Genomic DNA, 8090 nt, shown 5'->3' with positions numbered 1-8090 from the left:
CTGTATCCGCAGGGCGATCCGCGCGCGGCGGCGCTGCTGGCGCGCGCCGCCTCGCTGGCGCCGGCTGGTGGCGGCGGGCGAGGCGCTGAGCGGCCAGCCGGCGACGGTGGATGTGGCGCTGGCGATGCTGGAGGACACGCTGCCCTTGCCGCGCGGCGGCGGGCTGGCGCTGTTTGCCGTGGGCCGCAGTGTCGGCTGGATCGCGCATGCGCTGGAGCAGCGCGCCGAGGGCCGGCTGATCCGCCCGCGCGCCGAGTATGTGGGACCGTTGCCGCCCGCCAACTGACAGAAAAAAGAAGGGGTCCAGGGGAATTCATTCCCCTGGCCTTGTTTTTCTTTCCGTCTTGTCCTGCACTTGCTTCCTGCTCGGAGGAAGAGATGCCCCAGGATCTGTTGCTGAAAAACATCCGCCCGATGGGTGGTGCTGCCACCGACATGCTGCTGCGCGATGGCCGCATCGCGCGCATCGCGCCGGACCAGGCCGTGCCGGGCGCGTTGGTGGAGGATGGCGCCGGCGCGCTGGCGATCCCGGGGCTCGTGGAAGCGCACACGCATCTCGACAAGACGCTGTGGGGCATGGGGTGGATTCCGAACAGCGCCGGCCCGCGGTTGATCGACAAGATCGACAATGAGCGGCGGGTGAAGAAGGAGCTTGGCCTGGACGCCGAGCGGCAATCGGGGCGGCAGCTGGTGCAGTCGCTGCGGCATGGCACGACGCATATCCGCACGCATGTCGATATCGACACGGAGGGCGGGCTGGGCGCGGTGGAGGGCGTGCTGCGCATGCGCGAACGCTATGCCGATGTGATGGATGTCGAGCTGGTGGCCTTCCCGCAATCCGGCCTGCTGGTGCGGCCCGGCACGCTGGAGCTGGTGGATGAGGCGCTGCGGCTGGGCTGCGAGGTGGTGGGCGGGCTGGACCCCTGCGGCATCGACCGCGATCCGGCCGGGCATCTGGATGCGGTGTTCGCGCTGTCGCAGAAGCATGGCAAGCCGCTGGACATCCATCTGCACGAGCCCGGGCTGCTGGGCGCCTTCAGCATGGAGCTGATCTTCGAGCGGACGCGGGCGCTGGGCATGCAGGGCCAGGTGGTGGTCAGCCATGCCTTCTGCCTGGGGGACGCGGATGCGGCGATGGTGAATGCGCTGCTGGACGAGATCGCGGCGCTGGATATCGGCATCATGACGACGGGCAGCGCCAGCCGCCCGGTGCCGGCGGTGGCGCAGCTTGTGGCACGCGGTATCCGTGTCTGTTCCGGCAATGACGGGATCCGCGATTCCTGGGGCCCCTATGGCAATGGCGACATGCTGGAGCGCGCCATGATGGTCGGCCTGCGCAACAATTTCCGGCGTGACGAGGAGGTGGCGATGGCGCTCGCCGTCTGCACGCAGGGCGGCGCCGAGATCATGCGGCTGAAGGATTACGGGCTGGCGGAGGGCTGCCGCGCCGATCTGGTGCTGGTGGCGGCGGAGAGCGTGGCCGAGGCGGTGGTGGCGCATCCGCCCCGCGCGCTGGTGGTCAAGCGCGGCAACGTGGTAGCGCGCGGCGGCGTGGCGCTGGTCGAGGCACCCTGAGCAACGGCCGGGCGCGGGGAGTTTCCCGCGCCCGGCTCAGTAGACGAGGAATCCCTTGATCGCGTCGAACATCGCCTGCGGCTCGTCGGCGCGGATGGAGTGGCTGCTGCGCTCGAAGATGCGCAGGTCGGAGCCGGGGATCAGGCGGTGGATCTCCTCGGAGAATTCGGGGGCGCAGATCCAGTCATGCCGCCCGGCCAGGATCAGCGTCTTCGCCGTGATGCGCGGCAGCTCCGGGCGCAGGTCGAAGCCGCGCAGGAAGCCGCCGGGGCGGAAGGCCTGCATCAGCGCCGCGGGCTCATGCAGGGTGCGCAGGCGGGCATCGCGCCCGGCCTCCGGATTGTGGGTGACGGAGTAGAGCGGGCCCATCACCGCGTAATAGTGGCGCACCGCTTCCAGGCTGGTCAGCTCGCCATTCCAGAGCTGGTCGGCGACGCGGATCTGCTCGGGTGTGCCGCGCTCGGCGACGATGGCGCGGGCGCGGTCATTGAAGCCGGCATGGGCGGCGGTCACCACCAGCACCAGGTGGGAGACGCTGTCCGGGTAGCGTGCGGCATGCGCCATGGCGACCATGCCGCCATAGGAGGTGCCGATGGAGACGATGCGGCCGAGGCCGAGATGCTGGCGCAGCGCCTCCAGATCCTCGACATTCTCGTCCAGCGTGTAGGTCGCGGGATCGCCCTTGGCGGAGCGGCCCTGGCCGCGATGGTCGATGTAGACGAGCTGCATGCGCTCGGCGAGCGGGGAGAAGCCGGGCTTGAAGCCGCTATGGTCGCCGCCCGGGCCGCCATGCAGCACGAAGGCCACCGGGCGTTCGCGCATGGTGGGGCCGTCGGGGACGAGGCCCATGCCCTCGACGTCGAAATAGATCTCGGTGTCGCGGATGCGTGCGCGCATGCTGTCCCCTCCGGCTGCGGCGGGCAGTGTGGCATGCGCGGGGCGCGGGGGTAAGCCGGGCGCGCTTCGGTGGCCCGGCCCGGCGCGGCGTGGTAGAGCGGCGGCCCGCCGCGCTTCCCCCCCGATGCTTCAGCCAGGCAGCCCCATGACCCGCGATGCCGAGTTCGATATTTTTCTGTCCGCTCTGCCGGGGCTTGAGCCCGTGCTGTGCGAGGAGGTGCGCGGCAAGGGCTTCAAGCGGCCCAAGATCGTGCCGGGCGGCGTGGTGACGCGGGGCGGCTGGCCGGAGGTGTGGCGGGCCAATCTGTGGATCCGCGGCGCCGGGCGGGTGCTGGCGCGCATCGACAGTTTCCGCGCCGTGCATCTGGCGCAGCTGGATGAGCGGGCGCGGCGGGTGCCCTGGGATGCCGTGCTGCGGCGGGACGTGCCGGTGCGGGTGGAGGCGTCCTGCGCCGGATCCCGGCTCTACCACAGCGGCGCCGTGGCGCAGCGCGTCGAGACGGCGATCCGCGAGACGCTGGGCGCGCCCATCGCCGATGAGGCGGAGATCACGGTGATGGTGCGGGTGGAGCAGGATCTCTGCACCATCAGCGTCGACAGCTCGGGCGAGGCGCTGCACAAGCGTGGCTACAAGCCGGCGGTGAATGCGGCACCCTTGCGCGAGACGATGGCGGCGCTGTTCCTGCGGCAATGCGGCTTCGACGGGCAGGAGCCGGTGCTGGACCCGATGTGCGGCTCCGGCACCTTCGTCATCGAGGCGGCGGAGATCGCGGCGCGGCTGAATCCCGGCCGGCAGCGCGGCTTCGCCTTCGAGAAGCTGGCGAGCTTCGACGCGGAAGCCTGGGCGCGCATGCGCGCCGTGCGCAGCGAGCGTGTGCCGGGCGTGCGTTTCCATGGCAGCGACCGCGATGCGGGGGCCGTGGCGATGAGCCGCGCCAATGCCGAGCGCGCCGGCGTCGCCGCGCACACCGAATTCCGCCAGGCGACGATCAGCGAGATCGCGCCGCCCGAGGGGCCGCCCGGGCTGGTCATCGTCAACCCGCCCTATGGCACGCGGCTGGGCGATAAGGGCGCGCTGCTGCCGCTGTATCGCGCGCTGGGGCAGGTGCTGTTGGCGCGCTTCGGCGGCTGGCGCGTCGGCCTCGTCACCAGCGAGGCGCATCTGGCGCGGGCCACCGGCCTGCCCTTCCTGCCGCCCGGCCCGCCGGTGCCGCATGGCGGGCTCAGGGTGACGCTGTACCGCACCGATCCGCTGGGCTGAGGCCGGCTCAGCCCTCCAGCAGCGGGGGCAGGGGGGTGTCGTCCTTGAGCGCGATGCCGGTCTGGCCAAGGCGTCGCGCCTCGGTCATCAGCCAGGCCAGCTTGGCGGCGGCGGCGGCGTGCCCGAGGCCGCCGGCGCCATGGATGTTGGAGATGCAGTTGCGCTCCGAATCCCGACGGCCCGGGCGGGGCGCGTGGGTCAGGTAGACGCCCAGGCTGTCGGCCACCGACAGGCCGGGGCGCTCGCCCACCAGCATGGCGAGTTGCGTGGCGCCGAGGCCGGCGCCGATCTCGTCGCCCAGCGCCACGCGGGCCTGGTGCGCCACCACCAGCGGGCCGACGCGCCAGCCCGGCAGGCGGGCCAGCACCGCCTGCAGCAGCGGCGCCGCGTGGCGCTGCAGGGCGGTGGCAGAGAGGCCATCGGCCAGGACAAAGACCACGTCCCATTCGCCGCGCGGCAGCCCGGCGGCGTCCTCCGGTCGCAGGCGGCGGCCGAGATCGGGGCGGCGCAGATAGGTGGTGCGGTCCGGCGCCTGGCTTTGCAGCGACAGGGTGGGGTGCCCGCCCAGCCCGGCCTGCGCCAGGGCCTCGCGCAGGGCGGCCTCGTCCAGCGCGGCGTGCACGGCGTCGCGCGCCTCCGCATGCGCCATCTGGAACTCCAGCACGGCGCGCAGGGAGGGCGCATCGCCGGCACGGCCCAGGCCGATGCGGGCGGGGGTCGCCGCGCGCAGCCGGGCCCAGGGGTCGGTGGCGGGCGTCTGGGCCATGGCGCTCAGCCGGCGCGGTGGAAGCGCAGCACGCGGCTGCGATGGCTGGTCAGCGCCACCTCGTCGCCGGCGAAGGCCAGGCCGAAGCGCAAGGGCCAGGGCCCGTCCGGCAGCTGCGTGACATAGCGGCCGCCGCCCAGCGGGCGCAGGGTCGCCTGGCGCCGCGCCGGGCCGATGCCGCGGAGGAGCGTGTCGCCCTCGATGCGGAAGGCAGCATCCCCGGCGGCGCCGCGCCATTCGCCCTGGATGCTGTCCAGCCCTGCATCCTGCGCGACGTCGACGCGGCGGAAGCGGCGCGCGACATGGCCGAGCTCGCCCTCGATGCCCTCCGCCGTGGCGCGCAGCCGCATCGGCAGATGGGCGGAGAGCGTCACCACGCTGCCATCGCCCGCCGCATGCAGCGTGTCGCCGGCACCGAGGAAGAGCGCGGTCTGGCCGGCGATCTCCAGCCAGTGCGGCCCCTCATCCTCGGCATAGAGGCCGGGGGGCAGGGCAGGGGCCAGGGGCGGCAGTTCGGCGCCCAGCAGCGCCGCCATGGTGGCGAGCGCCATGGCGTGGCTCGCCGCGTCCTCGCGATTGGCCACCAGCACCACGCCGAGGCCAGGCTCCGGCGCCAGCAGCAGATAGGTCTTGTAGCCGATATGCGAGCCGCCATGGCCGATCAGCGCCACGCCGCCGATCTCGTCATGGGCGAGGCCCAGGCCATAACCGGTCGCCCGGCCATCGGCGAGGTGGCGCGGCGCGCCCTGGCGGGCCAGCAGGCCCTCGGCCGCACCCTCGTTGCGCAGCAGGGCCTGGCCCCAGCGGGCGAGGTCGGCGCCGCTGCCGGTCAGGCAGCCCGAGGCGGAGAGATGCAGCCCGGCAAAGCCCTGCTGCCAGCCCGCGCCATCCTGCCAGTAGCCGGGCACCAGGCCGGGCACCGGCTCGCTCCACAGCTCCGGCGCGCGCCAGGCGAGGCCGAGCGGGCGGTTCACGCTGTGCTCGACGAAATCGGCGAAGCGGTGGCCGCGCCGCGCCAGGATGGCTTCGACCAGGCGGTAGCCGGTGTTGGAGTAGGAGATCTGCGTGCCCGGTGAGAAGTTCAGGCCTTCCTGCCGCGCCAGGAAGCCCAGCGCCGCGTCGCTGCCGATCGCCTCGGTGGCGGTCAGGCCGAGCAGGGCGAGCGTCTCGCGCAGATCCGGCAGGCCGCCGGTCATGTCGAGGGCGCGGCCGAGGCTGACCCCGGCGAGGCCGCCGCGCAGCTCCGGCAGATGCGCGCCCAGCGCGTCGTCCAGCGACGGCCCGTCGCGCAAGGCAAGCGCCGCCAGCACATGCTTGGTGACGGAGGCGTAGCGCACCACGCTGGCGCCGCTGAAGGGCGTGGTGCCGGAGAGGCTTTCCAGCCCCGCCGCCACCTCCACCCGGATGCGGCTGGCATCGAAGGCCAGGATGGCGCCGCCCGGCGCGGCGCCGCCCTCCCGCCAGGGGGCCAGCAGGCGTTCCGCCGCGTCGCGCGCCGCCACCCAGTCGGGGGTGCGGGTCAGGGTGTCGGTGGCGGACATGGCGCGTCTCCCTGCTATGGCAGGGCGCATCCTGCGACGCCGGGCGCGGGTGGTCCAGCCCGGCTCAGCCGCGCGGGCCGGCGGCGTGCAGCGCCGCCACCAGCAGGTCCTGCACCCCCGTGCTCAGGATCTGCACGCCGATGCAGAGCAGCAGGAAGGCCGCCATGCGCATCACCACCCGCGCGCCACTCTGGCCCAGCAGGGCGATCAGCCGGTCCGCCCAGGTGTAGGCCAGCCAGACGGTCAGCGCCGTCACCGCCGCGGCCGCGCTGACGCCGGCGAAGAAGGCCCAGAGCCCGGTGCCGCTGGCCGGCTGCGTGGCGCTGAGCGTGATGGCCACCGCGATGCTGCCCGGGCCGGTGGTGAAGGGCATGGTCAGCGGGAAGAAGGCCACGGCGTCGGCGTCGCTGGCCGGGGCGGCCTGCTGCTCCTTGCGGGTCTCGTGCTCCTCGGGCGCCATCAGCAGGCTCCAGGCGCGGATGGCGACGACCAGCCCGCCGGCCACCCGCAGCGCGCCCAGCGAGATGCCGAAGAAGTTCAGGATGGCGGCGCCGCCCCACAGCGCGCCGAGCAGCACCAGCAGCGAATAGAGCCCGACGCGGCGCGCCAGATAGGCGCGCTCCGCGGCGCTGCGGTCGCTCATCACCTGGCTGAAGATCAGCGCGGCGCCGAGCGGGTTGACGATGGAGAACAGCGCCGGGAAGGCCAGCAGGAAGGCCCCCGCGACGCTGCCGAGCGGCGTGATGTCGGACAGCATGGCGCCATCTAGGCCGGGCGGGGCGCGAAAGGCAAAGCTTCCCTGGCGGCGCCGTGACGCCCGGCCGGCTAGTCGTCGCGCTTGAGGTAGTTGCTGCCGTCGATGGTCAGCACCGCGTCGGAGTCCCTGTCCGGCATGAACAGGCTGAACACCTGGCGCTGCCCATCATCGCCGGTGAGGGTCAGCGTATAGCCCTCGATCCGGTAGCGCCCCTGCCCGGCCGGGCGCTGCGAGCCCACGGTGACGCCGGAGCTGCCGCCGCCCATGTCGCTGCTGCTGCTGGCGCCGGTGAAGCCGCTGCGCTGGAAGCGCCCGTCGCGCGTCAGCAGCAGATGCCGCTCCACCGCCACGCTGCCGGAGGAAAAGGCGGTGCTGCCCGCCGAGCCGTAGAAATAGCGCCAGCGCCCCTCCAGCCGCGTGTCGGCCGGCAACGGCGGAACGAAGCGGTGCAGCGTGTCGCCGATGCGCAGATCCCGCCCCTCGCGCGCCAGGCTGTCCCGCTCGATCTCGATCAGCCCGAAGCGGGAGCCGGTCTGGCGCCGCTCCAGCTGCCCGCCCGCCAGGCGGTAGGTGCCGCAATCGCGCGGCGTCTCGCGGCAATGCGCGGCCAGGTCGCGCCCGCCATTCGGCAGGGTGTCGCTGAACAGGCCGGAGGGGTCGAGCACCAGCACCTCGCTCTCGGCGTAGAAATCCAGGCCACCGAAGGCGTTCGGCCGCAGCCCGGTGTCGAGATGGGTGTAGACGCCCTGCAGCCCGCCGCCGCCCGGCACGGGTTGCAGGCCGAAGGGCCGGTCCGCCTCGGTCGGGCGGAAGGAGCGGACCAGCGCGTCGAAATCCGCCTCCGCCGCGCGGCGGTCGTCGCCGCGCAGATTGACGGTGACCAGCATCAGCACGTGGATGGCCCGGCCGGTGGCGATCGCCACTGTCTCATTGGCCAGGGAGGCGCCGTTGCGCGTGCCGCAGCAGCGCGTGTCGTAGCGCATGCGGTGGCCGTTCACCGTCTCGCCCTCGCGCCGCAGGGTCGGGCGCTTGTCGGCCAGCTCGGGCAGGCTGCGCGTGGCCTGCTCGAACACGGCGTCGAGCCGCTCGGCCGGGGCGGCGACCGGGGGCGCGATCTGGATGATGGCGCCGCCGCGCCCGCGGCCGCGCGCATCGCCAGGGAAGTTGCGTTGCACCATGTAGTTCGGGCCGGTGGCGTTGGGGATCGGGCCCCAGCCCGGCGGCAGCTGGAACAGGCTGCCCTCGTAGCGCAGCGGCGGCGGCTCGGCCGGGGTGGCGGGGGCGGGCGCCTCG

General features: G+C 73.3%; 8 protein-coding genes. 3 read left to right on the top strand and 5 right to left on the bottom strand.

The window, feature by feature from the left end; genetic code table 11:
* The coding region (locus HMPREF0731_RS16530) for a citrate/2-methylcitrate synthase (RefSeq protein WP_281015363.1) at positions 1-286 on the top strand (286 nt) is incomplete at its 5' end.
* Positions 287-378: 92 nt separating this feature from the next.
* The gene (locus HMPREF0731_RS16525; RefSeq protein ID WP_007005321.1) at positions 379-1575 is read left to right on the top strand and encodes an amidohydrolase family protein; all 1197 of its coding nucleotides are present in this window, start codon (positions 379-381) and stop codon (positions 1573-1575) included.
* A 36-nt stretch (positions 1576-1611) separates the two neighbouring features.
* On the opposite strand, the gene HMPREF0731_RS16520 is transcribed toward HMPREF0731_RS16525, so the two are convergent.
* Entirely contained in the window at positions 1612-2472 is an 861-nt protein-coding gene (locus tag HMPREF0731_RS16520; protein ID WP_007005320.1) for an alpha/beta fold hydrolase, read from the bottom strand.
* 145 nt (positions 2473-2617) lie between these two features.
* Between HMPREF0731_RS16520 and HMPREF0731_RS16515 the strand changes: the two genes are divergently transcribed.
* On the top strand, positions 2618-3733 hold the full coding sequence (locus HMPREF0731_RS16515) for a THUMP domain-containing class I SAM-dependent RNA methyltransferase (RefSeq protein ID WP_007005319.1): 1116 nt from the start codon (positions 2618-2620) through the stop codon (positions 3731-3733).
* A gap of 7 nt (positions 3734-3740) precedes the next feature.
* Here HMPREF0731_RS16515 and eutC read toward each other — a convergent pair whose 3' ends face one another.
* The 4 genes from eutC to HMPREF0731_RS16495 form a co-directional block, all read right to left on the bottom strand.
* Positions 3741-4499, bottom strand: coding sequence for an ethanolamine ammonia-lyase subunit EutC (gene eutC, locus HMPREF0731_RS16510; protein ID WP_007005318.1), 759 nt, complete (start codon positions 4497-4499; stop codon positions 3741-3743).
* A gap of 5 nt (positions 4500-4504) precedes the next feature.
* Complete coding sequence (locus tag HMPREF0731_RS16505) at positions 4505-6040, bottom strand: serine hydrolase domain-containing protein (RefSeq protein ID WP_007005317.1); 1536 nt, start codon at positions 6038-6040, stop codon at positions 4505-4507.
* A 64-nt stretch (positions 6041-6104) separates the two neighbouring features.
* The gene (locus HMPREF0731_RS16500; protein WP_007005316.1) at positions 6105-6797 is read right to left on the bottom strand and encodes a MarC family protein; all 693 of its coding nucleotides are present in this window, start codon (positions 6795-6797) and stop codon (positions 6105-6107) included.
* 68 nt (positions 6798-6865) lie between these two features.
* Positions 6866-8090: hypothetical protein (locus HMPREF0731_RS16495; protein ID WP_007005315.1), on the bottom strand; the 1225-nt coding region annotated here is incomplete at its 5' end.

The organism is Pseudoroseomonas cervicalis ATCC 49957, assembly GCF_000164635.1.
GTDB lineage: Bacteria > Pseudomonadota > Alphaproteobacteria > Acetobacterales > Acetobacteraceae > Pseudoroseomonas > Pseudoroseomonas cervicalis.
The sequence above is the reverse complement of the archived record's forward strand: the minus strand, read 5'-3'. Positions and strand labels throughout refer to the sequence as shown.